Below are 2,986 nucleotides of genomic sequence, written 5' to 3'. Positions count from 1 at the left end.
AGACGAGCTGCCCTCAGCTTCAACCAGGTTGCTGCGACAACCCGGCGGTGCAGGTCTCTCACCTCACTCGACTCCACGGCGCCTCGTGGCGCACCGACCCGCTACGACAAAACACGCGAGTCCTACCAGGCCGCCGTCACCATTGCCTCAATCCTGCTCTGGATCTGATCTTTGAAGACGCTCCCTAGGCAATGACGAATCGGCGCGTACGGATCGTGTCAGGTTCCACCCGAAGCAGACCAACTCGGCCAACGGCCTGCCCGCCGGCGCCCGGGCAGGCCGTCAAGGAACACCCCGTCAAGGAATCCGCGGCTGCGTCGTTTCCACTACCGCATCCCCCTCCCGTTTCCCTACCACAAGGCTCCGCGCCGCCCTCGCCAGAACCCCCAGCGTTTCCGTAGGTCAGAGTCGATTGTCAAGGTGGATCGGTGCGGTTCGGCGGCCCCGGCAACCCCTAATCCGTAGTGAAGGCGGTTCCAGATCGCCCCGGTCGGAGCTTCTGGGTCTGTCTGCCGTGATGGATACCTGCGATGGCCCCTGGCCCTTGTGAGGCCTTCCGATAGAGCGGTGCTGTCACGGAGGTGGGTTTCGTGGTGGTGGCGTGGGGTGCCGGGCTGATGCCTACGGCAACCCAGACCTGCGAGGTCTGCAGAAGAGAGCGGCGCTGTCCGGCGCCTGCGGGCTGGCGCGAAACCCACCGAAGATCGTGTTTCCGTGGTCGTGGCGCGAGCCCGTTCCAGGGCTGACCCCTTGCTGATCTCCGCGAGCCGTCGAGCTCTGGTGAAGAGAGGGGCCCCTGGGGCGCGCTGGTGTCATGAACGGCTGCTGAGATGGCGGACCGAAGAGTCCTGGGATTAGGGCGCCGCGTGACCCACATGTGCTTGCGACCAGCGAAAACAGGCAGCGAAGGGAGAATCGGTTGAAGATCTTCTGCGGTATCGACTGGGCCGAATCGCACCACGACGTCGCCCTGGTCGACGACACCGGCGCGCTGCTGGCCAAGTGCCGGATCACCAACGACGCGGCTGGTTACCGGCTGCTGCTCGACCTCCTGGCCGAACACGGTGACAGCCCCGAGGCGCCCGTCCCGGTGGCAATCGAGACCAGCCACGGCCTGCTGGTCGCCGCCCTGCGCACCGGCAGCCGCAAGGTGTTTGCGATCAATCCGCTCGCCGCCGCCCGCTACCGCGACCGGCACGGCGTGTCCCGCAAGAAGTCCGGCCAGGGCGACGCCCTGGTCCTGGCGAACATCCTGCGCACCGACATGGCCATGCATCGCCCGCTGCCCGCCGACTCCGACCAGGGCCGGGCTGTCACCGTGCTGGCCCGCGCCCAGCAGGACGCCGTCTGGAACCGCCAGCAGCTCGGCAACCAGATCCGCTCGCTCCTGCGCGAGTACTATCCCGCCGCGCTGGAAGCCTTCCGGAGTAAGGCGGGCGGCCTAGTCCGGCCTGACGCCCGCGCGGTGCTCGCCGCTGCGGCCAGCGCGGCCAGGCCCTGCTGGAAGCGGTCCGCGCGGGACGTCTTCGGCTTCGCCTCCGCAGCGGCCTTTGCGGCCACCAGCTCGGGGTCCGCCTCGATGCCGATCGCCGCCAACAGATCCTGCTGATCGCTCTCCAGGCCCGGCCAGCCGGCCCGCTGCGCCACGACCCAGCGGCCGAACTGCTCGCCCTCGAACACCGTCTCCTCGGGCAGCTGCGCCCAGTCGACGCGGCCGTCCAACTCCAGGCACCACTGCCGCGCCACGCTGTAGGTGCGCTGCCAGACGATCGGCCAGGCCGGATCGGGCTCGGTCAGCGCGTGGGGGTGTAAGGCGATGTGGTGGTCCGACTTCGGCCTGGAGGTCGCCCGCCAGGATCGGAGATCGCATGCTTAATCGGGGTGCTGACACCTGGGGCACAGCTCGTGGCGGCCCTCGGGTGTGATCACGGTGCCCCAGCTGCGGCATTCTTCGCAGCCGCGGGCCCGGTCGATGTTAGCGCGGACGGTAGGAGCGTGGGGGTGGGCTCCATGGGTCATGGGTGATTTTCCTCTGTAGAGCACTATCACTTACGCCCAGTTTGCCATGGTTCGTATAGGTATGCGACATGGGTCGCGTTCGTGATTTGCTTGGGCGGCAAGTCACAGGTCTACGGCCCATGCGCAAGGTGCGCCCGGATGCGATGTTGCAGGCGCCGGAGATCAGGGTGCCGGTACTGATGGTGGAGGTCGACCGTTCCACCATGGCCGCGGCCCGGGGCGCGACGATGGCGCCGGCCCCGGGTAGCGGCGAAGCTACCGCCTATCCGCGAGCTGTACCGGCCCGCGTAGCTGCCCGTTCATTCTGAGTAGCAGGTCAGGAGTGTGCTTCCCCTCGTAGCGTGGAGTCGTGACCTGATAAGGAGTTGAGGGTGGGGAAACGACGTAGGTACGACACCGAGTTCCGGGAGGAGGCGGGTCGGTTCGTGCTTCGACAATGTCGCCGCGGAGGCCTTCAACTCGCTGCTCAAGGTCGAGTACGTCCACCGACACCGGTCCACCGCCCGGACCGAGGCCCGCATCAAGATCGCCACCTGGATCTCCGACTTCTACAACACCAGGCGCAGGCACACCCGGGCCGGCGGACTCCCACCGGCCGAGTTCGAACGCATCATCCAGCAGCAACGACAGGCCGTCCACCAGGACAGGACGCAGAGATCAGGACAGGACGCAGAGATGAGGACTCTACGAAACGAGGGGATAGACAATCGGGTGTTGCTGTGCGGCGTGTCGGTATCGCCCTCGGGTGCGGTGGACAGCCTGGCCCCAACGAGGCCTGCCATGAAGAGACAGGCACCGACCGGTGTGGGGGAGGGGTGACCCGAGCTCACCGGAGTGTCGGCGCCACCGTGTTCAATGCACCCATGCACGATCTCGCACGCCGCCTCCCCGACATCGCCACCGTCCGTGACCGGTGCCGGGCGATGGCCGTTCTCGACGCCGTACTCAGCCCGGAGTGGGAGTCGCG

At 67.2% G+C, this 2,986-nt stretch carries 2 pseudogenes; both read left to right on the top strand.

The window, feature by feature from the left end:
• Window positions 1-877: 877 nt before the first annotated feature.
• Window positions 878-1,551, top strand: a pseudogene (locus tag AB0442_RS42090) (IS110 family transposase); the annotation flags it as partial.
• A gap of 894 nt (window positions 1,552-2,445) precedes the next feature.
• Window positions 2,446-2,838, top strand: a pseudogene (locus tag AB0442_RS42085) (integrase core domain-containing protein); the annotation flags it as partial.
• Window positions 2,839-2,986 lie beyond the last annotated feature (148 nt).

Source organism: Kitasatospora sp. NPDC085895 (assembly GCF_040702125.1).
In the GTDB taxonomy this organism is placed as follows: Bacteria; Actinomycetota; Actinomycetes; order Streptomycetales; family Streptomycetaceae; genus Kitasatospora; species Kitasatospora arboriphila.
This window is presented reverse-complemented; position numbering and strand designations above follow the sequence as displayed.